Annotated in this window: 15 protein-coding genes; 8 read left to right on the forward strand and 7 right to left on the reverse strand. The window is 65.0% G+C overall.

Annotation, left to right across the window (positions count from 1 at the left end; genetic code table 11):
- Positions 1 to 219: 219 nt before the first annotated feature.
- Genes ACHQ4I_RS24640 through ACHQ4I_RS24655 form a run of 4 tightly spaced genes read left to right on the forward strand, consistent with a single transcriptional unit; the run spans position 220 to position 5,222 of the window.
- A complete protein-coding gene (locus ACHQ4I_RS24640; protein ID WP_420774206.1) occupies positions 220 to 1,026 on the forward strand; it encodes a ketoacyl-ACP synthase III family protein in 807 nt (268 codons plus the stop codon).
- Positions 1,027 to 1,073: 47 nt separating this feature from the next.
- Positions 1,074 to 3,749 (forward strand): phosphoenolpyruvate synthase, encoded by a 2,676-nt coding sequence (locus ACHQ4I_RS24645; RefSeq protein ID WP_420774207.1) that lies wholly within the window; start codon positions 1,074 to 1,076, stop codon positions 3,747 to 3,749.
- A gap of 9 nt (positions 3,750 to 3,758) precedes the next feature.
- Positions 3,759 to 4,490, forward strand: coding sequence for a PIG-L deacetylase family protein (locus ACHQ4I_RS24650; RefSeq protein WP_420774208.1), 732 nt, complete (start codon positions 3,759 to 3,761; stop codon positions 4,488 to 4,490).
- 12 nt (positions 4,491 to 4,502) lie between these two features.
- Positions 4,503 to 5,222, forward strand: a complete 720-nt coding sequence (locus tag ACHQ4I_RS24655; RefSeq protein WP_420774209.1) for a maleylpyruvate isomerase family mycothiol-dependent enzyme — start codon at positions 4,503 to 4,505, stop codon at positions 5,220 to 5,222.
- 22 nt (positions 5,223 to 5,244) lie between these two features.
- On the opposite strand, the gene ACHQ4I_RS24660 is transcribed toward ACHQ4I_RS24655, so the two are convergent.
- From ACHQ4I_RS24660 to ACHQ4I_RS24685, 6 genes are all read right to left on the reverse strand, one after another.
- Entirely contained in the window at positions 5,245 to 5,616 is a 372-nt protein-coding gene (locus ACHQ4I_RS24660) for a DUF2218 domain-containing protein (protein WP_420774210.1), read from the reverse strand.
- A gap of 40 nt (positions 5,617 to 5,656) precedes the next feature.
- Positions 5,657 to 6,205 (reverse strand): DUF2269 domain-containing protein, encoded by a 549-nt coding sequence (locus ACHQ4I_RS24665; protein ID WP_420774211.1) that lies wholly within the window; start codon positions 6,203 to 6,205, stop codon positions 5,657 to 5,659.
- An 83-nt stretch (positions 6,206 to 6,288) separates the two neighbouring features.
- A complete protein-coding gene (locus ACHQ4I_RS24670) occupies positions 6,289 to 7,248 on the reverse strand; it encodes an alpha/beta hydrolase (RefSeq protein WP_420774212.1) in 960 nt (319 codons plus the stop codon).
- Positions 7,249 to 7,340: 92 nt separating this feature from the next.
- On the reverse strand, positions 7,341 to 8,315 hold the full coding sequence (locus tag ACHQ4I_RS24675) for a hypothetical protein (protein ID WP_420774213.1): 975 nt from the start codon (positions 8,313 to 8,315) through the stop codon (positions 7,341 to 7,343).
- A 41-nt stretch (positions 8,316 to 8,356) separates the two neighbouring features.
- Positions 8,357 to 10,132 (reverse strand): GMC family oxidoreductase, encoded by a 1,776-nt coding sequence (locus ACHQ4I_RS24680; protein ID WP_420774214.1) that lies wholly within the window; start codon positions 10,130 to 10,132, stop codon positions 8,357 to 8,359.
- Positions 10,133 to 10,137: 5 nt separating this feature from the next.
- On the reverse strand, positions 10,138 to 10,578 hold the full coding sequence (locus ACHQ4I_RS24685) for a sugar dehydrogenase complex small subunit (protein ID WP_420774215.1): 441 nt from the start codon (positions 10,576 to 10,578) through the stop codon (positions 10,138 to 10,140).
- 194 nt (positions 10,579 to 10,772) lie between these two features.
- Between ACHQ4I_RS24685 and ACHQ4I_RS24690 the strand changes: the two genes are divergently transcribed.
- Both ACHQ4I_RS24690 and ACHQ4I_RS24695 read left to right on the forward strand, forming a co-directional pair.
- On the forward strand, positions 10,773 to 12,017 hold the full coding sequence (locus tag ACHQ4I_RS24690; protein ID WP_420774216.1) for an MFS transporter: 1,245 nt from the start codon (positions 10,773 to 10,775) through the stop codon (positions 12,015 to 12,017).
- Between the two features lie 3 nt (positions 12,018 to 12,020).
- Positions 12,021 to 12,392, forward strand: a complete 372-nt coding sequence (locus ACHQ4I_RS24695; protein ID WP_420774217.1) for an ArsR/SmtB family transcription factor — start codon at positions 12,021 to 12,023, stop codon at positions 12,390 to 12,392.
- A gap of 105 nt (positions 12,393 to 12,497) precedes the next feature.
- Here ACHQ4I_RS24695 and ACHQ4I_RS24700 read toward each other — a convergent pair whose 3' ends face one another.
- A complete protein-coding gene (locus ACHQ4I_RS24700) occupies positions 12,498 to 13,250 on the reverse strand; it encodes an IclR family transcriptional regulator (protein ID WP_420774218.1) in 753 nt (250 codons plus the stop codon).
- Between the two features lie 285 nt (positions 13,251 to 13,535).
- On the opposite strand from ACHQ4I_RS24700, the gene ACHQ4I_RS24705 reads away from it, so the two are divergent.
- Both ACHQ4I_RS24705 and ACHQ4I_RS24710 read left to right on the forward strand, forming a co-directional pair.
- Positions 13,536 to 14,357, forward strand: coding sequence for a hypothetical protein (locus ACHQ4I_RS24705; protein ID WP_420774219.1), 822 nt, complete (start codon positions 13,536 to 13,538; stop codon positions 14,355 to 14,357).
- Positions 14,358 to 14,499: 142 nt separating this feature from the next.
- The gene (locus ACHQ4I_RS24710; protein ID WP_420774220.1) at positions 14,500 to 22,392 is read left to right on the forward strand and encodes a SpvB/TcaC N-terminal domain-containing protein; all 7,893 of its coding nucleotides are present in this window, start codon (positions 14,500 to 14,502) and stop codon (positions 22,390 to 22,392) included.
- Positions 22,393 to 22,592 lie beyond the last annotated feature (200 nt).

Below are 22,592 nucleotides of genomic sequence, written 5' to 3' on the forward strand. Positions count from 1 at the left end.
GCCATGAAGGTTGATGGTGTGTTTTTTGCTGGGGTGGGTTCGGCTGGGGTGGGTGTGGTGGATGTTGGGGTTGCGGTGGAGCGTGGTTGGTGGGATGCGGGGGTGGCGGAGCGGTCGGGTTTGGTGTCGGTGACGGTGGCGGGTGGTGTGCCGGCGCCGGATTTGGCGGTGGAGGCGGGGTGTCGGGCGTTGGTGGGGTCGGGGGTTTCGGTGGGGGAGGTGGATGCGGTGTTGCATACGAATGTGCATCCGCAGGGGCCGGATGGGTGGTCGGCGCAGCATTATGTGAATCGGCGGACGGTGAATCGTCCGGTGACGTCGGTGGAGATTCGGAATGGGTGTATCGGGTTTTTTTCGGCGGTGCATTTGGGGGTGTGTTTTTTGTTGGCGGATGTGGGTCGGCGGGCGGTGTTGGTGACGGCGGCGGATAATTTTGGTACTCCGGCGGTGGATCGGTGGTCGGCGTCGCGGTTGTTCGTGTTGGCTGATGGTGGGGGTGCGGTGGTGTTGTCGAAGGGGGGTGGTTTTGCGCGGTTGTTATCGATTGATTCGGTCTCCGACCCCGAACAGGAATACCGGCACCGCGGCGGCGAACGTCTCTTTCCCCCTGGAATAACAGCCGGGCGCACGCTGAATTTCACCGAGCGCCTGGACTACTGCGATCGTGAGGCGCTTGCCGGTGGCCCCGCGTTCGATGGCCTCGGAACGGTTTTGCTCGACACCGTGGAGCGAGCGCTGAAAGACGCCGGTGTCACCCTGGACGATATCGCCCGAGTCGTGCACGATGGGTTCACCCATGACGCGATACACGCAATCTTCCTGGGCCCCTTGGGAATCGAGGAAGAGCGTGGCATCTGGGAATACACCCGGCGGATGGGGCATGCCGGTCCCGTCGATCAGATCCGTGGGCTCGAATATCTGTGGCGCAGTGGTGAAGTCGGCATCGGCGACCACGTACTGCTACTGAGCGATGCTCCCGGTATGGAAGCCTCGTGCGCCGTCGTGGAAATCCTCGAAACCCCGTAACTCGGCAAAAACCACGCGATCGCACGGCGCAACGTTCTGGAGGACCCATGCCCGACTACATTCGCCTGTTCACCGAACTGCCGGGCGAGCCACTTGCCTCGATCGGCGGCAAAGCCCGCAACCTGTGCGAACTCGTGCAGGCCGGACTGCCTGTTCCCGACGGATTCTGCGTGACCACGAAGGCATTTCGCACCTTCCTGGACGGCAGCACTGGCATAGAGGACCTGTACCGCGATCTCGACGATATCGACCCGCGGGACACTGCGGCCGTCTTCGCGATAGCCACTGAGTTCAGCAGGACATTGCACGATGCACCGATGCCCGGCGACGTCGCCGCCGAATTGTTCGACGCCTGGCGGACAGCGATTGCGGGCCAGCCCTGCGCCGTGCGATCCTCCGCCACAGCGGAGGACTTGGCGAGCGCGTCATTCGCCGGACAGTACGACACCTTCCTCAATATCCGCGACGAAGCGCAGCTGCTCGACATGATGCGGCAGTGCTGGCTGTCGGCCTTCGCCGAGCGGGCCATAGACTACCGTCAGCGGCGCGGAATAGACCACCGCGGTGTGGAACTCGCCGTCATCGTCCAGCGCATGGCCGACGCGCGAGCGGCCGGAGTGATGTTCACCGCGGACCCCGTCAGCGGACACCGGCGCAGCACCGTCATCAACGCCTCCTTCGGTCTGGGCGAATCCGTCGTGTCCGGATCCGTGAGTCCGGACCTGTACACGGTCCACGCGAACGGCACAGTGCGGAAAACCATTTCGTCCAAGACGACCGCAACCATGCCCATGGCGGACGGCGGCACCGTTGACCAGGCGATACCGGCCGCGCGGCAGAACGAACAGGCATTGCCCGACATCGTCATTCGTGAGCTGGCCGAACTGGGCCGACGGATCGAGGCCCATTTCGGCACCCCGCAGGACGTGGAGTGGGCGTGGACGGACACCGGTCTGCAGGTGCTCCAGTCCCGCCCCATCACGTCGCTGTTCCCGACGCCCGAGCCGCCCGCCGACAGCTGCCTGCACCTGTACTTCTCGTTCGGCCATCAGCAGATGATGACCGAGCCGATCACCCCGCTGGGCCAATCGGTGCTGCGCACCTACTTCCCCTTCGGCCGCCGACTGCCCACCGGAGAAAGCACGCAAATGGTGGCGGCCGGCAATCGGGTCTTCTTCGACTACACCGCGCCGCTGCACTCACCTCTCGCCCGTCGCGTCGTCGCGTGGGCCGTGGGCACGATGGACGCCGGAGTTGGGCGCACGGTCCGAGAGTTTGCCGCACGCACCGACTTTCGCGCGGGCTATCGCCGCGATATCCGCCGAGAGGTTGCCATCCAGGTGTTCCTCGCCCGCTCGGCAGCCAGGATGCTCGCCGACCTTTGCTGGTCGGATCTCGACAGCCGGCACGATGCGGTTCACATGTTCCGAGAGAGGTGTCTTTCGCGTGCTCGGGCGGCGGCCGACAGACCGCTCGGGCCGCACCGCATCATCGCCCTTCAGGCCAATATGCGCACCGTCACGCCACGAATCGTCGACGAACTCGTCATCGGCCCCATGTCGGCTCTGATCGCGCGCCAGCTGCTGGAGCGGCTGTGCCAGCGCTGGCTCGGCAACACCGACGATCTCGGCGCACTCGACAAGGCGATGCCCGGCAATGTCACCACCGAAATGGGTTTGCACATAGGGGATCTCGCCGACATCGTGCGGGAACGGCCTGCGCTGTTGCGGTTGCTCTCCGCCCCGCCCGAAACTCTGGAGACCACTGCGTTCGACGCCGTCGAGGGCGGGCCCGAGTTCCGGCGGGCGCTAACAGCGTTCCTGGACCGCTACGGTATGCGCGGGCCCGGAGAGATCGACATCGCCCGGCCCCGATGGAAGGAACAACCGGCAGCGTTGTTCGCGTCGATTCTCGCCAATATCGGGTCCGGAGCGCCGGGAGAACACCGTAAGCGATTCGACGCGGGTATGCAGGAGGCGCAGGCGGCCGCCACGCGATTGGTCGATCGCGTCCGTGCCATGCCCGCGGGCCGGGTGCGGGCGCGTGTGCTCATGCGCTTGATCCAGGTTCATCGCACCCTGATGGCGCTGCGTGAACACCAGAAATTCCTGACCGTCGGACTGTTCGACATCTACCGCACCGTTATTCGCGAGGAAGTCAGTGCTCTGGTAGACGCCGACGTCATTGCTTCCCAGGCAGAGGCCGTGTACCTCACTCTCGATGAGATCCGCGGCCTGCGCGCCGGACAGCCGCTCGGCGACATCGCCGAGAAGCTCACGGCGCGACGCGCGGATTTCGAAGCTTCACAAGCGTTTCCGGTACCGCGGCTGTTTACCAGCGACGGCGAGATCATCGCGATCGGTGTCGGCGACCGCGGCCGCGACGGTGTGCTCGTCGGCAGCCCGGTGTCGGCGGGGGTTGTAGAGGGGCGGGCACGTATCGTCCGCCGCCCAGAGGATGCCGCCTTCGATGAGGGCGACATTCTGGTCGCGCCCTTCGCTGACCCTGCCTGGACCCCACTGTTCTCGGCGGTTCGAGCGGTTGTGCTGGAGGTCGGCGGCGTCATGGCGCACGGCGCCGTCGTGGCCCGGGAACTGGGTTTGCCCGCAGTCGTCGGTATCGACAACGCGACCGTCCTGATCGCGGACGGCCAGCGCATCCGCGTCGACGGCTCGCTCGGCACCGTCTCGATCATCCCCGAAACCGCTGACGTCCCCGCCTAGGAGACCACCATGTCTAACGAACTGCTCCCACTGCCCGACCAGTGGTCCACGGCCGTTGCCGTAGTCGCACATCCGGACGACCTCGAATACGGATCCGCGGCCGCCGTGGCGCGCTGGACGGCGCAGGGCAAGTACGTCGCCTATTGTCTGGCCACCCGTGGCGAGGCCGGGGTCGACGGCATGGCGCCCGAGGACGCCGGTCCGGCCCGCGAACACGAGCAGCGGGCCGCCGCGGCCGTCGTCGGTGTCTCCGACGTCGAATTCTTGGACCACCCAGATGGAATGATCGAATACGGGCTGCCGCTGCGCCGCGACATCGCACGCGCGATCCGCAAGCACCGGCCCGAGCTCGTCATCACCGCCAACTACCATCCGGCTTGGGTCGGCGGCGCACCCAACCAGGCCGACCATGTGGCAGTAGGACGCGCGGTCATCGACGCGGTCCGTGACGCCGGCAATCGCTGGGTATTCCGGGAATTGACCGACCAGGGGTTGGAACCGTGGAACGGCGTGCAGGCCCTGCTGGTCGCGGGCTCCCCGCACGCTGGGCACGCCGTCGACGTCGGTGACCACTTCGCAACCGGAGTGAAATCGCTACAGGCGCACAGCGTTTACCTCGCGGGCCTGGGCAACGGCCCGCTCGCCGATCCGGAGGCTTTCCTGACGCGGATCGCCCGGGCCACCGGTGAGCGTTTCGGCTGTGCGTACGCCACCGCGTTCGAACTGATCACCTTCCGCTGACAGGAGGAGCCAATGGATATCGGAACTGTCGTCGCACACGTCAAAACAATCCACGACCGAGAACGGGCACTCATCGCGACCATGGACGAAGACAGCGCTCGCGCACCGTCCTCGCTGCCGCGCTGGACCCGCGCCCACGTTCTGTCGTGCCGGATGGCCTTCCTGCGCGCGGCGCTGCGCCAAGTCGACTACGCGCTGGCGGGAAAGGAGATCGAGTTCTACGACGGCGGAAAACCCGGCCGCGAGGCCGAAATCGAAGCTCACGCCAACCGTCCCGGTGATTGGCTGGTCTCGCAGGTCGAGCACACCACGACACAGCTCGACGATGCCTGGGCCCGGCTCACGCCTGCGGAGTGGGAGAAGCGAGCGAACTATCGCGAGCCCAGCAATCTCATCAGCGTGCTCTACGGCAGCTGGCGTGAGGCCGAAATCCACTGCGTGGACTACGACCTCGGGGTAGAGCCAGCTGGCTGGTCGGATGAGTTCTGCTATCACCTGTTCGCCTTCCTGACGCCGCGGGTACCGGCGGGGATACGCATCGAACTGGCGCCGTCGAACGGGCAGTCGACCGTCATCGGTGCCGGACATCTGGTGATCGTCCGGGGCGCCCTGACCGACTTGGCCGCTTGGCTGGCGGGTCGGACGCCCGCCGGACGCGTTGAATCCTCGAACGGACTCTTGCCGCCGCTTCAAGGACTCAGGGGAGGCGAATCATCGCCTCGGGCAAGCTGATTCGGTATGGCCGCTGCGGCGGCTATCGGAAATGGCCGGTGTCGTCGACCGAGCGCCACACGATCTCGAGGCCGCTTCCGCCGAACCTGTCGAAATCACGCGTGATGATCTCCCGCATGCGCTGTAGCGCAGCGGCATCCGCGGCCTCGATGCGAACCGTCAATCGACCATCGGCCGCGTGCAGGGCGCAACGACCCCATGGATCGAAGACCACCATGCCGTCGGTGTCGGACCACTCGCTGTGCAGCCGGAGTTCGCCTCGTCCGATCGGGTGGGCGTCGTGGCCGCGCATCCGGTGAGCCCGCCCGGAACCCATCGCGTGCGCATGCTTGCAGAACTGGTGCAGGAACCGTTGGGCGGATTCGGTTCCGATGTCGGCCTCGATGGTCGGCATGACAATCATCTCCCATCGCTATGGGTCGGTCGTCAGCGAATCAACGTGATACAGCTGAGATTTCGTCGAGGTTGTCGACGTAGGCGGACCGCTTGGGCCGGCGTCCGCGGGCCGTGAGCCCCTTGGGCTTGTACACCGACAACACCGCGGCCGCGATGAGCACCACCAGACCACCGGTGGAATGAACGACATGGGTGGGGTTGCGTAGTTCGGCTATCGGCACGTCCGTTTCCGGCCGAGCGGCGAGTCCGGCGTAGTAGTCGATGGAGTTGGTGTAGATGGCAAGAACCCCCAGCCCGATCAGGTTCAACACCAGCTTGAAAACCACCCAGTAGTGACGGAACAAGCCCCAACTCGTACCGAGTCCCTGAATCACGCCCGTGATGAGCGACGCCACCCCCAACGGGACGATGACGGCCCAGATCCCGATACGCATCGAAGCCAGTGCGCCCCGCACGACAACCGGATCGGTATCGACCAGGACCGTCACCGCTAGGGCGAGATAGAGGATCGCGGCGCCGATCCATCCCGTGGAGGTCACGACGTGGACCAGTAGCGAGAACTTGCGCCAGCGGGGAGTCATTGCCATGATCCGACCCTTCGTCGCGACAACGGACTATCGATACGATGTGTATGTAGATAGACGAAGTGTAATGCAAAATTAGCGAAGGGTCACCCGTGCCGGAATGTGCGACGCAGCTCGGCGGCGATGAGATGCGGCAGTTCCCGGGCCTCGGGAAGCACGCCGCTGAAAACATGGAAGGGATGGAACATCCCGGCGATTCGATGTCTGCTGACCGGCACGCCGGCCTCGGTCAGGCGTTGCGCGAAGGCTTCTGCTTCGTCTCGAAGGACATCGCATTCGGCCGTGATCACGGTGGCCGCGGGCAGACCGGCCAGCTGCGCTTCCCGATAGGGTGCGACCAGGGGATTGTCGCGTTCCGGCCAGCCCGGGCCCAGGTACTGGTCGAAGTACCACTGCATGTCGGACGCGGTCATCGAATAGCCGTCGGCGTAATTCGCGTAACTGGGCCATGCGTCGGGCCGGGTATCGACCACCGGCAACAGCAGTAGTTGATGTCGGATCGGGACCGAGGTCCCGCGCAGCCGCAGACAGCTGGCCGCGGCGAGGTTTCCGCCTGCGCTGTCGCCGCCGACGGCGATCAGCGTGGGATCGATACCGAATTCCGCCGCGGCCGGTGAGCACGCCCAGCCGACGATCGCGCACACATCGTCGAGCGCGGCAGGAAAACGATGTTCGGGTGCCCGGCGGTAATCCACCGCCACGACGGCGCAACCGGTGTGCGCGGCGATCGAGTGGCACAGCCAGTCGTGGCTGTCGAGGTCGCCGAGTGTCCAACCACCGCCGTGCGCATACACCAGGCAGGGCAACGGCTTGCGAGCTGACGGCCGGTACAGCCGCACCCGCGTCGTGCTGATCAAGCGGTCGACCGCAGAGACATGGTCGACGACAAGATCGCGGACATCGATCCCCGGCATGCGGTCGGCCGTGCCCACGGTCGCGACCAGTCGCAGCATGCCTGCCCGGTTCTCCTCGACCGAAAGCTCACGTCGCGGCGGTCGCGGGGGCAGACCGGCGAGCACTGCGGCGGCCTCCGTGGTCAACCCCATGAGCTTCCTCCGTTCCACTCTGCCGATCGGATCCGGCCGCAGACTACTCGGCCGGTGAGCGCGGTGCGCCCGGTGTCCGACCGCCCGGCGAGTCAGGCTTTACCCCAGCCCTTTTCGGTGAACAGGGGTAGGTACTCGGCGGGGACGAACAACCGGTCCTCGGGTAGCGGGATATCGATGTAGCGGTGGGGCGGAAGAAGTTTGCCGTCGTGCGTCCTCAGGTCGATGACCCATCGGTCGGGGCCGGTGCGGACGGTATGGCCGCCGCGCTTGGTGATTCGGCCCAGGTAGCGCAGTTCGAACGGCAGCAGGCGCAGTGGGTCGGCGACCTCGAAGATCCCGTCGTAAGCGGCTCGGGCGGCCTTGACCGACTGCCGGGCGCTGTCCAGACGTCGGTTGGTAATGGGTTGTCCGGGAACGGGAACCGCGTCGGTCAGGGTCGGCTGTTCGCGGAACGGGTCGATGTTGGGCCAGATGAAGTATGGCGTGACGAATCCGCCTGCGAGCAGACGTTCGTTGTAGGTCAGGGGATGGGGTTGCCCCTTCGGGATATCGACGTTGAGGTAGCACAGGAAGCGCCCGTAGCGGTCGAGGACATCGGTGGCGAAGGCGAGGAAGAAGCGGAAGCTATCGTCGGTGGCGCCTTGGTCGGTGCGGTCGTTGTCGATCATGCCCGCCAGCGCCCGTGTCGCGGCGGTTGCGTGGCGGGCGTGATTGGTGGCGCAGGTGGGACCCAGCCGGGCCTGTAGATCAGCGAGCAGTGTCGCGGGCAGTGGTGGGTCGAACGGTGGTGTGCCCGCCGCGAACGGGTCGGTCAGGAAGTCGATCCACTGCTGTGATGCGATGTCGCGGAAGGTCTTCGGCGCATCCGGCAGGGTGAAACTCACCTCGGGTGCGTCCATGCCGAGCAGGCGCGTGCTGATATTGCCGACGGGATCGGTAGATACGGTGTCGCCGTCGTGCACCGCCCTGGTGACCGGCTCTGCCGTCCCGTTCGGCGCGGCGCGCCCGAGCCCGGCGTGGGCGACGGTGAGTCCGCTCTTGGTCTGTTCGACTGCGTTGGCCATGATGTTCTCCGTATGTCGTCGCGGCACTCTGGCGCAGTGCCTCACAGCTGAGTGGCGAGCACGCCCGCGGTGCGCAGGGCGAGCGCGGTGAGGGTGAGGGTGGGGTTGGCGGTGCCGGAGGTGGTGAACACGCTGGATCCGGCGAGGTAGAGGTTGGGGTGATCGTGGCTGCGCCCGGTGTCGTCGACCACCGAGGTGGCGGGGTCGTCGCCCATGCGGCAGGTGCCCATGATGTGGGCGGCGGTGTTGAACCGTGTCGGCTGCCCTGCGGTGCGGTTCGGCCAGCCGAGTGGCTCGATGCTGGTCTGGTCTACGCCGGGTATGCCGCGCGCGAGCGCCAGCGCGATGTCGTGCCCGACGTGCAGTCCCTCGTAGGTGTAATCGTCAACCGCGAAATGCAGTTGCGGCCTGGGTAATCCGGAGATGTCGAGCTTGTTCGAGAGCGTGACCCGGTTGGCGGGATCGGGCAGCATCTCGGTGGAGAAACCGATCCGCACCAGCCGTGTGAGCTCGTCTTCCAGACCCTGACGCAGTGCGGGCCCGAAGGTATTCGCGGCCAATAGCCCGTCGAGGACATCGGCGACCCCGCGACCAGGTGCGCGGCCCGCGCCGTCGTTGCCGACGGTCATGCGGATGGCGCTGTGGCTGACGCGGAATGGCCCGTCGCGGAAGATCTCGATGGAAGCCATGCTCTGCGGCCCGCGGAACGGATACAGCGAGCGCGGGAACAGGAAGCTGATGTCGTCCTGCAGGTGGTCCATGAGATTGCGGCCCACCTGATCGCTGGAATTGGCCAGCCCGGACATGAGCAGCAGCTTGGGCGATTCGATGGCATTGGCGGCCAGTACGATGAACCGGCCCGTAACAACCACATCGTCGCCGGGACGGTCACTGTCCCAGTGCCGGTAGTGCACACGGGTCACGGCCGACTGGCAGTCGGGATCGCGCTCCAAAGAAGTAACCAAGGCCGCCGTGCGCAGCTCGACGCCATTGCGGACGGCCTGGCGCAGGTGCACGGTCGCATCGTATTTGGCCTGAATCGGGCACATCGGAATGCAGTTCGAGTTCCCCTCGCAAGCCGGTCGCTCATCGAACTCGTTGTGCGGCCGATACTTTCGTGACGTCCGCGCCTGCGGGGTGTGGAATACGCGGACCGGCACCAGCTGGCCGTCGACCTGCACGAGCTGTTTGTTCAGCTCGTCGTGCATCGCCCTGTCGCCGACGCCGAACACGATGGCGGGCATCGGGTATGCCGCGCTGCGGGTGCCGAAGTGCTGCTGCAGGGTCTTGCCGAAAACCGAGACGCCCGGATCGGCCCATTCGGCGGCGTCACCGCTGACGCCGAGTTCGCGTTCTGCCTCGGCGTAGAACGGCTCGAGCGTGTCGTAGGTGAGGGCGTCGGGCCAGTCCAGGCCACGGCCGTAGGTGGATTTCAGCCGGAAGTCGCTGGGCATCCAGCGTGGTGTATTCCCGCGCCAGGTCCAGGTGGATCCGCCGACTTGGCGCAGGTATTGCGCCTTGAAGTTCTCCGGCCCTTGCTGGTCGTAATACTTCTGTGCCCCTTGGGATTCCGCGACACCATCGGGCACGGGCACGAAGGCACGGGCGGGTAGTTTCGAATAGGGCGCGTGCATGTCGCCGCGGCTGGTGCTGGCGATCATCGCGGTTTTGAATTCGTCGCGCTGGGCGTGATCGGTGCCGTTCTGCCCGGCCTCGAGGATCAGGATGCGTGCCCCGGGCTGCAGGTCTGATAGTTTCCACGCCACCATCGCCCCGGCGACCCCGGAGCCGATGACGATGACATCGAAGTCGTTCATCGTGTTCAGAGCTCCTCGGGCCGCGTCGCCCAGTAACCGTGGCGGGCGGCGGAGAAGGCCGGCGGATGGGCGTCGATTACCCGCCACAGCAGGCCGCGCTCGAAGTGTCCGGCCAATTGCGGCTTCTTGGTGGTCGGGTCCGGATAGAACTGGGTCAGCATCCACGTCGAGGCGATCTGCCTGGCCGCGGCCAGAAATTGCTCGTCGCCGCCGATGCGGGACAGCAAGGCCGCCACGGGATTCGGGGCGGCGATGATGTCGTAATAGAGTCCGCACAACACGTTGATCGCCGGGCCGAATGCCGGCTCGAGCTGGGTGCGGAAGTCCTCGGCGAGGACAGGATCGAGATCGGTCGTCCCGGTAAGCAGTGCCGAAAGCTTCAGGAAAATATCGGCTTCATCCTGGCCAAGCAGGCTGGGCTCGGGGTCGGTGGCGTCATTACCCATGACGGTCTTCTTTCGAGCGGATGTTCTCTCCGCCGCCCAGCAGAACGGCGTAACTCATCATCACTCGATGCGCACCGGCTATAACGAGTAGTCGGCTACCCGAATCGGGAGAAGACGGTGTATATGTTCGCAACTGCGCACATGTTGTCGTATGGTGTGGTGGATTGTCGGAGGCGAGTTGGCCGGAGGTTGCTGTGATCGAGGTGTTGCGGCACCCCCAGTTCCGTCGTCTGTTCACTGCCCAGGTGGTGGCGCTGGTCGGCACGGGGCTATTGACGGTGGCCTTGGGCCTGCTCGCCTATGACATCGCGGGCAGTAATGCGGGCGCGGTTCTGGGTACCGCGCTGGCGATCAAGATGGTCGCGTATGTCGCTGTGGCACCGGTGATCTCGGCTCTCACCGACCGGGTGCCGCGGCGCGCGCTGCTGGTGTCGGCAGACATCATCCGCATGGCGATCGCGTTCACGCTGCCGTTCGTCACGCATGTCTGGCAGATCTACCTGCTGATCTTCATCTTGCAATCGGCGTCGGCGACGTTCACCCCGGCCTTCCAAGCGGTGATCCCGTCCGTGCTGGTCGATGAGCAGGACTACACGCGCGGCCTGTCACTGTCGAGGCTGGCCTACGATCTCGAATCACTGCTGAGCCCGATGCTGGCGGCCGCGCTGCTCACGGTCATCAGCTACAACTTGCTGTTCCTCGGTACCGCGGCGGGATTCATCGTGTCGGCGATCATGGTTGTCGGCACCCGGCTCCCGCGCCTGGTGGCCGCCGACCGCTCCATCCCGCTGGTGCAACGCATTACGTGCGGGGCCCGGATCATGCTCTCGCGCCCGGTGCTGCGCGGTCTGCTGGCCATGAACCTCGCCGTCGCCGCGGCCACGGCGCTGGTCGTGGTGAATACCGTCGTGTACGTGCGAGATCTGCTCGACGGTCCAGCCTCTGCGGTCGCGCTGGCCCTGGGCGGCTACGGCGCTGGCTCGATGGTCGTGGCCCTGTCGATCCCGCGTCTGCTCGCCACCGTGCCCGACCGCCGATTGATGCTCACCGGCTCCGCGTTGCTGCCGGTCGGCCTGCTGGCAGCCGCACTCATCGCCGGACTCACGCCATCGCCGGAAACGGGCTGGGCGCTGCTGGCGCTCGCCTGGATCACTCTCGGTGCGGGGACCTCGCTGATCAACACCCCGTCGGCGCGGCTGTTGCGCGCACAGTCCGACACCGACACGCGCACAGCGGTATTCACCGCCCAGTTCTCCCTCTCGCACGCGTGCTTCCTGCTCACCTATCCGATCGCGGGTTGGGTAGGCGCGGGAGCCGGACAACTCGCCGCGGCGATCACCCTGGCCATCGTCGCTACACTGGCCGCAGCGACGGCCGCAAGGGTGTGGCCGATCGGTACCCCCTCGGGAGCCGAGAAGGTGATGGCAGGAAGTCGGTGACCCATGAGCAGGACGGACAGGTCGACAGCGACCGAACCCGCCCCGAGCCTCGAACACCCGGTCGTTGCCGACCAGGCTCACCTCGAGGCCGCCACGGCGACCTTTCGCATGCTGTCCGACTCCACCCGCCTGCACATCCTGTGGTTGCTGGCCGAGGGTGAAGCCGACGTCACCGCCCTCACCGAAGCCTGCGGCGCCTCCCGCACCGCCGTCAGCCAGCACCTGGCCAAACTCCGCTTCACCGGTATGGTCGAGACCCGCCGCGAGGGCCGCCACGTCATCTATCGCATCCGCGACGGACATCTCGGTCGCCTGGTCCGCGAGGGCCTCAACCACGCCGACCACATCGTCACCGGCGAACCACCCCACGCCTGATCGAGCGCGGTCCGCCGCACACCTGACGCGGCGTCCAGCTCGTACACGGCGAGCAAAGGGGGCGGGCACCCAAAGAAGTGTCCAGGTGCCCGCCCCTGAGCGCATTCAGAGCGATATGACTCCATGCGACCTGAGCAGTCGGGTGAGGTTGGCGCTCACCAAGCCCGCTGCCCGCAGTATCGCTTCGGCCATCGCTGTGACCCGTTGAAGTTCGGTCACCGTGGCCGCCAGTGCGGCGACGATCTCACCCGCTGGTCCGCGCACTGGTGCGGCCACGCAGGCGAGTCCGAAGCGGCTCATATCGGTGTCGTAGGCGAGGTTCCTTTCTCTGGTTGTGGTAAGTCGGTGATTCCACTCGCGCGACGAAAAGCCCTCCGGCGGTATGGGATTCGGGTATCCCATGGCCAACACCTGCTCAGCAGCGGTGCCCGGCGGCAGCAGTACCCCCGCCCGCAGTGGAAAGATCTCGTCGATCTCGCGCCCGATGCCGCCGATGAGCATTGTGTGTCCCCGATCGGTCACCGCGAGGCTGAAGCCGCCACGATCGGTTGCCGCGGTCAGTTGCCCGAGTGGTTGCGCCGCGGCCGCGCGCAGTAACCGCGCGGGTTGCCAGGTTTGTCCGAGCCGGAATACTCGGGGTCCGATCTGGTAGCGGCCGTCGCGTCGCTGCACGGCCCCTTCCTCGACCAACTGATTGAGCAGCCGATAGGCCGTTGCCTTGGGTAGCCCTGCGGTCGATGCCAGTTGGGTCAAGCCCATCTCCGCACCGTGCGCAAGTACCTCCAGCAGAGCGAACGCCCCCTCGAGTACCCCGCGTCCCCCGACGGCCCCCGTCTTTTCGATCGTCGCTTCGTTCACTGTCTGTCCTCCCATGCAGATACCGCAACGAACCGAGCACCACGGGCCATATCGCTCGTGGTCCACCGAATGGAACACCCGGTTCGCTCATCCGACCGATCACTACCGCGGGCGGCGGATCGGCTCCAGCATTGGTCCATCGCGCCGAACGGGCGCCCGGGGTTCCTCTACAAGTATCTGCAGCTCCCGCGTCTCGCCGGCGTTTCATCGACGTCTCACGGCGCCGAGGCGGGGGAAGCGAACGCTCGAGGGGAAATTCGGACATTCGAAATCGAGGGGGACCAGATGGTCGACAGCCTTTTTGCTGACGTGTCGTATTTTCAGGCGCCGGTGGACGATTCGTATCCGTACGCAATCCTGAGCTTCCGGTCGAACGACGGCACATTTCGTGACCCGAACTTCGCCGCCAATTACGAATGGGCGTGCCGCGCAGTCGATTCGGGCCGTTTGGCCTGCTTCGTCGTCTACTTCTACTGGCGGCCGAACTGGCTCGACACCGTGCGCACCCACCGGGAGATGGTCGAGCGGGCGGGTGGCCCGCATCCGCGGATGATCACGATGATCGACGTCGAATCCGGCGGCAATCCCGGTGGCGATCAATCCGACGGCATCAACTGCGCGTACTGGAATATCGCCGACTGGCTGGGGGAGCGGCGACGGGTGATCGGTTACGCCAACCACGCGGACTTCCACGGCATGTGGTCCGACCGTCCCGATGGGTTGCGGGTGATCGGTGCGGGTTACGGCAGGAACCCGAATCTGCCCGGACAGATCGCCCATCAGTACACCGACGGCCAGGGCTTCGGCGGCGGCCTGCCCGAGGGCTGTCCACCGTTCGGTACTTGCGACATGAACGCCGCCAACGGCATGTCGCCGCAGGATTTCGCCGCGGCGTGCGGCGTGGGAATAGAGGAGGAATTCATGTCCGCATTGAACGAAGCCGAACAGCGCGAACTGCTGGAGAAGACCCGCGACATCTGGATCCAGTTACGCGGGCCCGACGGCGAGGGTTGGGCACAGCTGGGCAAGAACGCCCGCGGCGAGAACCTGACCCCGGTCGACGCGCTGGCCGCGGTCGAGCAAGCGCTCCAGCACCGGCACCCCTGAGCGGTACCGCCCGTTCCGGGGCGTAGCCGAGATACGCCGCGGCCGAATCTCGGCTACGCCCCCGACGGGCCACGCTCGGCACGGGAACTGTTGTGCGACAAGTGTATTCGAACCATTCGGCTGATGACAGGGGAGTAGCGATATGGTTGACCAATCTCGGCCGAGTGAGTCTGATCCGGGCCGATCCGATACGGGGAGCGAAAAGGCTGAACCCGGCAAAACCGGGTTGCAGCCACCGGCCATCAGCCTTCCGAAGGGCGGCGGTGCGATCAAAGGCATCGGTGAGAAGTTCGCCGCCAACCCGGTGACCGGCACTGGATCTCTGACCATCCCCATCAGCGTCAGCCCGGGCCGTGGAGGTTTCAGCCCGCAGTTGACCCTCACCTATGACTCCGGCGCGGGCAACGGTCCGTTCGGAATGGGTTGGAGTCTCGGACTTCCCGCGATCACTCGTAAAACCGATAAGGGTTTGCCGCAATACGACGACGCCGCGGAGTCCGACGTCTTCATCCTCTCCGGCGCCGAGGACCTGGTGCCGGTGCTCGTCGCGCAGAACGGCGATTGGGTGCCGGAAGATCTGCCGACGCGCATCGTTGGCGGCGTTCGCTATCGCGTCCAGCGCTATCGCCCTCGCGTCGAGGGGTTGTTCGCGCGCATCGAACGCTGGACGAACCGCACCGACGCGGCAGATGTCTTCTGGCGCTCGATTTCTCGCGACAATGTCACGACGTGGTACGGCAGGACCGCGGAGTCACGCATCGCCGACCCCGCCGATCCGACTCACATTTTCAGCTGGCTGATCTGCGCGAGCTACGACGATAAGGGCAACGTCATCGGCTATGACTACAAGTCCGAGAACGATGAGCAGGTAGACACTGGAAAACCCAACGAACGCAATCGAATTCGCAATGCCAACCGCTACCCCAAGCGAATTCGCTACGGCAATCACACGCCGCACTTTTCGACTCTCGATCCGGTAGCCGCCTGGCCCGCGTTGCCCGCCGAGGACCAGTGGTACTTCGAGCTCGCCTTCGACTACGGTGAGCACGATCGAGCCAACCCGCTGCCGCAGGACGCGCCGGGCTGGGGTGATCGACCGGATCCGTTCTCCTCCTACCGATCCGGTTTCGAGGTGCGCACTTACCGCCTGTGCCGCCGAGCCCTGATGTTCCATCACTTTCCCGACGAGCCGGAGCTCGGCGTCGGGTGTCTGGTCCGTTCGACCGACTTCACCTACGCTCACGACGCCGATCCCACCAACGCGCGCAACCCGATCTACTCGCTACTGACCGCGGTCACTCAACAGGGATACCGGCGTCGTAACGGTGGCTACCGCTCCCGATCCCTGCCGCCGGTCGAATTCGCCTACAGCGAAGCGAAGATCGATAGCCGGTTGCGGGAACTCGATCCCGACAGTCGCGAGGGTTTGCCGAGCGGGCTGGGCGATGCATACCAGTGGATCGACCTGGACGGCGAGGGCCTCTCCGGCATCCTGACCGAGCAGGGCGACGGATGGTTCTACAAGCGCAACTCGAGCCCGATCAACAGTGTCGGCCATAACGGCGACACCCATCTGGCCGCCCGCTTCGCGCCGCCCGAACTGATCATGCCGAAGCCGGCGTTCTCGATGGCCGCTGGGGCTCGGTTCATTGATTTGGCCGGCGACGGGCGGCCGGACGCCGTGCGATTCGACGGGCCGGATCCGGGCTTCTACGAGCGCGCCGAAGATGACGAGTGGACGCCGTTCGCGCTGTTTCGCGAGCTGCCGAACCGCGACTGGGACGATCCGAACCTGCGATTCGTGGACTTGGACGGCGACGGTCGCTCCGATGTGCTGATCACCGCAGGTGATGTCATCATCTGGCACCCCTCGCTCGGCGAAGACGGTTTCGGTCCGGAACGGCGGGTACCCGTACCATGGGATGAAAACCATGGCCCGGCAGTGATTTTCGCCGACAGCGAGCACACGGTCCAGCTCGCGGACATGAGCGGCGACGGTCTCAGCGACCTGGTCCGCATTCGCAACGGCGAAGTCTGCTACTGGCCGAACCTGGGCTACGGCCGTTTCGGTGCGAAGGTGACGATGGATCGCGCGCCGTGGTTCGATCGGCCCGACCAGTTCGATAGCAGGCGGCTGCTGCTGGCAGACATCGATGGTTCCGGCACAACCGACCTCATCTATCTGCACGCCCATGGCATCCGCGTGTACTTCAACCAATCGGGCAACGGGTGGGAAAATCCCGTAGCGCTCAACGTCTTGCCACCCACGGGAGCGCCCGTCGACGTGCAGGCGCTCGATCTGCTCGGCGATGGGACGGCATGCCTGGTGTGGTCGTCGCCGCTACTCGGCGACACCGGCAGCCCGCTTCGCTACCTCGACCTGATGGGCGGGCGGAAGCCACACCTGCTCGTCGGGATGAACAACAACCTCGGCGGCGAAACCGAGATCCAGTACGCACCGTCCACCAAGTTCTACCTGCGCGACAAGCTGGCCGGTACGCCATGGGCCACTAAATTGCCCTTCCCCGTCCACGTTGTCGAGCGGGTGACGGTGCGCGATCGCTGGCGCAACACCAGCTTCACCAGCACCTACAGCTACCACCACGGCTATTTCGACGGCCCGGAGCGTGAGTTCCGCGGCTTCGGGCGGGTGGAGCAGGTCGATGTGGAGGATTTCGGCACCTTCGCTGACGCAAATGCCGAGAGCCCGTTCATAACTCAGGACCACAGGCTGTATCAGCCGCCCGTCAAGACAGTGTCGTGGTATCACACCGGCGCGCTCATCGATGCCGGACGGGTACTGCACCAGTTCGGCGACGAGTACTTTGCGCACCGTCTCGACAACGCTCGGCAAGCCCGCACGCCCTTCTACGAACGTGCGCTGCCGGAACCGGAGTTCGAGGCAATAGACCTCACCGCCGATGAGCGGCGCGAGGCGCTGAGGGCCTGCCGCGGCGTGCCGCTGCGCCAAGAGGTCTACGAGCTGGACTTCCGCGCACTCGCACAGGGACAACAGAACCCCGTCCGGCTGGTCTCGGCCACCACCAGGGGCTGCGGCATCCGACTCGTCCAACTGCGAAAGACCAACCAGCACGCAGTATTTCACGTAACCGACGCCGAAACGATCAGCTACCACTACGAGCTCGACCTACGCGCAGCCACGGTAACGGCCGACCCGCGCATCACTCATACGCTGAATCTGCGGACCGATGAATACGGCAACGTGCTGCAGTCCGTCACGGTCGGGTATCCGCGTTGGTCGCCTGTACCGTTGAACGATCAACTGCTGCCCGAAGGGGCCGAGACCTTGATCGCCGCCGTACAAGGCGAGCTCCACATCGGTTACCTCGAGCAGCACTACACCGACGACGCGGTCGCCGAGGCGGACCGGTACCGGCTCCGTTTGCCGTGCGAAACAACGACATACGAGCTGACCGGGATCGAGCCCGTTGGGCCTTACTTCGGGCTCGACCAGCTGCGCGGGCTGCAGCTCAGCGACCGATATCCGGTCGTCGGTGGCATCGCCGTCGAGGCCATTCCATATCAGCAGTTGCCCGTTCACACCCGGCCGCAGCGGCGACAAGTCGAACAGACGCGATCACTGTTCTTCGACGACGCCCTGGTCGGACCGCTGCCCCTCGGCACGATCAACGCCCGTGCGCTGCCCTTCGAGACATACACGCTCGCAATGACCGATAGTCTGCTGACAGCCGTCCTCGGAGATCGGCTGACACCCGATGTCACCGATGTACTCGAAAACACCGCGGCCAGTGGATATTTGAGCGGACCTACGCTGACACAGCGTCTGGGCCCGGACACCATCGGCCAGCATTGGCGCTGTTCGGGAATCGCAGGTTTCCGAGACGACGCACGTCGGCACTTCTTCCTGCCCGAGCGCTACACCGACCCGTTCGGAAACACCACACTGCTCGACTACGATCCGCTCGACCTGTACCTGAATTCGAGCACCGATCCGCTCGGAAACCGGGTCGAGGTCACGGAATTCGATTTCCGGGTACTGGCGCCGCGCACGATCCGCGATATCAACGACAACCTCTCACAGGTGCGCTACGACATTCTGGGCATGCCGACCGCGACCGCATCGCACGGCAAGGCGGGCGAGGGCGAAAACCTCGACGGATTCGACTCCGACACAGTAGATCCGGATCCGGCCGACCTGGTGGCGTTCTTCGTGATCGACGATTACGACGCGACCCGTGCGGAACAGTTGCTCGGCGGCGCGACCGGCCGCTATCTGTACTACTTCGGCGAAACCCGCCGCGACGGAGCCATCGTCTGGGGCCAGCACCCGCCCTGCGCCGCGGGGATAATTCGCGAGCTGCACCAATCCCAGCACCCCGACAGTCCGGTGCAGACGGCATTCGAATATTCCGACAGCAGCGGCAATATCGTGGTCAGGAAGATCCAAGCCGAACCCGAATCGCCCGGTGGTGCGATGCGCTGGGTGTCGAACGGCAAGACGATCCTGAACAACAAGGGCAAACCGGTCAAGCAGTACGAACCGTATTTCAGCCCGCCCGAGGTCGGCCATCGGTTCGCGGAACCCGTCGAAATCGGCGTCACGCCGGTGTTCTTCTACGATGCGGCCGGTCGGCGAATTCGGACCGAGTCGCCCGACGGCAGTGTCAGCCGGATTGAGTTCTCGCCCTGGCACACAGCGGATTTCGACTTCAACGACACCGTCCTCGAGCCCGGCAATGCCTGGTACGCGCGCATGAGCACCTCGGCCGACGACGCCGAACGACGTGCGGCACAACTCGCCGCAGCGCATGCAGGCACATCGGCACTCACGCTGGTCGACAGCCTGGGACGGGCAGTGGTGAACATTGCCCACAACCGCACGAGTGGTACGGATGAAAAGCACGTCACATTCACCAAGTTGGACGCCGAAGGCAACGCCCTGTGGGTGCAGGACGCCCGTGGCAATCTGGTCATGCAGTACGTCACGCCGCCGTTGCCCAGCGGCCCCAACCCACTCGACGCCCCGCAGAACCTCACACCGCACGGGTTCGCTCCCTGCTACGACATTGCTGGGCAACTGCTATTCCAGCACGGCATGGACGTGGGCGATCGTTGGACGCTGCTGGATGCCACCGGGGGAACTCTCTTCGCCTGGAACGGCCGCGGCTTCCGCTCGCGCTCGACATATGACGCATTGCGCCGCCCGCTCGGCGTATTCGTCCGCGCCGCGGGACATTCGTCGCTGGTCGGCGCCCCGCGCGATCCCGCGCTGCCGCCGGATCCGGAGGCACTCGTCGAGTGGCGGGTCTATGGTGAGTCGCACCCGGACGCGGGTACCAACCTGCGCGGCAGAACATTCCGCGTCTACGACGACGCGGGCGTGGCGACCAACGAGGGCTACGACTTCAAGGGCAATCTGCTCGCTGGCAACCGACGCTTCGCCCGCGACTACCGATCCGCACCGGACTGGTCGGATGTTGCCGACTCGGCGGACCTCGATGACAGCGCTGCCGACCATTTACTCGAACCAGGACCTGCGCTGGTCGTGCGGACGGAATATGACGCGCTCAACCGACCGACGGCAGTGATCACACCGGATGGGAGCGTGTACCGCCCAAGCTTCAACGAGGCCAACCTGCTCGATCGAGTGACGGTGAATCTTGCTGGGGCAGAGATGGTTACGCACTTCGTGACGAACATCGACTACAACGCCAAAGGGCAGCGGGTCCGTATCGATCTCGGCAACGGTGCAGCCACCGATTATGACTACGACCCGTTCACCTTCCGGCTCACTCGGCTTCGCACCACGCGTCCCACCAGCGACGATGCTACGGCTTCGATGCTGTTCCGGACCGCGAGCGTGGTGCAAGATCTGCACTACACTTACGATCCGGTCGGCAACATCACCCGGATCGCCGACCTCGCACTGCGATCCACTGTGCAGGCAAGTGCCGCAAGCGATTACGTCTACGACGCGCGCTACCGACTGGTCGTCGCAGGTGGTCGAGAGCACAGCGGCCAAACCGAATTCGCGCCGACCCCGAACATCGCGGGCTATCGCGACTACCCGTTCGTCGGCGCGCGGGTGCACCCCAATGATCTACAGGGTCTGCGTGATTACGTCGAACAGTTCCGCTATGACGCAGTCGGCAACATCATGCACCTGGTTCATCATGCCGGTGGTGACGTCGATTCGCCCGGTCAGACGCTGTGGCAGCGTCGGTATCAGTACGCGCTCGATAGCAACCGCCTGCTCGCCACCAGCTTGCCCGGTGATCCGGACGGCCTGCCCGATTACGCCGCCAGGGGCGGCTATCGCAGCGGCTACACCTACGACGCGCACGGCAACATCGCGAGCATGACCCATCTTCCGGTGATGCGGTGGAACCATCGCGACCAGCTCAGCGCCACCGCCCAGCAGGTGGTGAATACCGGCACGCCCGAAACCACCTACTACGTCTACGACGCCAACGGTCAGCGTGCGCGGAAGGTCACCGAGACGCGGACAGGTGTGCCGCGGAAGGAGCGACTGTATCTCGCGGGTTTCGAGATCTACCAGGAATTCAGCGGTGGCGAGGTCGCTCTGCGACGGGAGACATTGCACGTGATGGACGACCAGAACCGTATCGCCATAGTCGAGAGCGCTACGAAACCATCTGGCGCGCCGCGGATTCGCTATCAGCTCGCGAGCCATCTGGGATCGCCTGGTGTCGAGCTCGATCAGTCCGGTGCGCTCATCTCCTATGAGGACTACCACCCCTACGGCACCTCGGCGTTCCAGGCCGGACGCGGCACAGCCGAAACCAGCCTGAAGCGTTACCGCTACACCGGAAAAGAACGGGACGAGGAGACCGGATTCAATTATCACGGTGCTCGGTATTACGCCCCATGGCTCGGTCGTTGGACGGCGGGCGATCCGATCTTCCTCGGGGACGGCACGAATCTGTATCGATATGCGACGGACAATCCGGTCCGCACGATCGACCTCTCCGGCACGCAAGGCAACGATGTCACCGCGACGGTAGACAGCGAATTCGTCTACGAGGAAACAGGTCCCGGCTACAAGTCCGTACGGCTGCCCTCCGAAGAGTACAACATTCCGCACTACACCTTCGACCCGTTGGAAATCACGGCTCCGGCGAAGGCAACGCCTCCGGTCAGTGCGAAAAGGGCTGAAGCCCAGCACAAGGCCGAGTCGACCGAGACGAAAGCCGAAACTCCGGAGGCGAAAACCGAGGAGGCCACGCCGAAGAAGTCACTACTGGAAGAAATCAAGGAATCCGAGACCGTACAGGGTCTCGGTGGGTTCCTGGTCGGCGCGGGGCTCGCCCAAGTCCCTTTCATCGGCCCGATCATCGGTCCCGCCGCCGCGGCCGCAGGCGTAGTCGACAAGCCCACCAAGACCTTCGAATTCGGATACGGTGCCGGGCAATTCGCCGCCGGTGTGGTGCAGATCGTGGCCGCCATCGGCATGGCGGGTGGTGGTACCGCGGGCGCCATTGGTGGCGCCGTTGCAGCACCCGTCAGCGGCGGGCTCTCGCTGGGCCTGTCCCTGGCCGGCGTTGCGGCTGTTGCCGCGAGCGCGGCGGTCGCGGCACAAGGAGTCGCCAACGCGGGCGCTGGACTCGCGATAATGATGCACTCCGGCGGCCCCTCGTCGCCCGCACCCGGAAATCCGCAGCTCGCACCGGGCGGAAACGCCAGTTCTGGTACCAAAGGAAAAGTCGGCGAAGAGGCTCAGCAGTTCCTTGCCGAGAACGAAAAAGATGTCGTGATCGGCGAGCAGGTGACCCTCGAGTCCGTGCAGTACCCAGGTAAGCGGATTCGCATCGACTTAGTCGCAATCACCGAAAGCGGAGAACTTGTCGGATACGAGGTCAAGTTCGGGGAATTCGCCCAGCTCACGAGGAATCAGCGGCTGGTAATTCCGCCGGGCGGCGGCGTCGTGCGGGTCATTCCCCGTGGGGCTCGCGCTGTGGAAGCTGGACTGCAGGAAGGCGTTCCAGTGGATATCCGGATCGACGTGCGCCGATACTCGTGGTCTCTCAACTAATGAAATTCGGGTCCGGTGACTCGACCGGAAGCTTTCCCGATGCGGTCGCCTCGATGCACGATTGGTCATCGAGGCGCATCGCAACCGAGTAGACCGATATGGGAAAGGCACGGACTTCGTGCCGGCTGTGTCTACTGTGTTCGCATAGCAACTATTTACGTCAGGTAACAATAATTCGAGTCGTAGGGCTCATGGCTGGG

This window comes from Nocardia nepalensis (assembly GCF_048910785.1).
In the GTDB taxonomy this organism is placed as follows: domain Bacteria; phylum Actinomycetota; class Actinomycetes; order Mycobacteriales; family Mycobacteriaceae; genus Nocardia; species Nocardia nepalensis.